Origin of the sequence: Undibacterium sp. RTI2.2 (assembly GCF_035018705.1) — a bacterium.
Taxonomy (GTDB): Bacteria; Pseudomonadota; Gammaproteobacteria; order Burkholderiales; family Burkholderiaceae_D; genus Undibacterium.
Genome location: NZ_JASJXN010000156.1, coordinates 1 through 320, shown reverse-complemented (window position 1 = coordinate 320; position 320 = coordinate 1). Strand labels below are relative to the sequence as shown.

Sequence of the window (320 nt, the reverse complement as noted above, 5' to 3'; positions counted from 1 at the left end):
CAAGACGATTGATTTTCTCTTGACCCCCAAGCGGGACAAGGCAGCAGCCAGACGGTTTTTCGACAAAGCCATGGAGGCGAACGGCACACCTGCAAAAGTCACGATGGACAAGAGCGGCGCCAACAAAGCGGCGATTGACGAGATCAACGCTTCCATGGAAATACCTATGGTGGTATGTCAGATCAAGTACCTCAATAATAGGCGTTGGTGCACTTAAAAGTTGAAGTAAAAAGTACCCCAACTCCGATCATTAATGCAGGAACTTTCTGACTACGGACGGAGTTTGGGCGTCCAGCAGCGAGCATGCGATTTAACACAGC

General features: G+C 49.7%; 1 pseudogene. It reads left to right on the top strand.

The window, feature by feature from the left end:
• A pseudogene (locus QN395_RS21530) lies at positions 1-199 on the top strand (DDE-type integrase/transposase/recombinase); the annotation flags it as partial.
• Between the last annotated feature and the right edge of the window lie 121 nt (positions 200-320).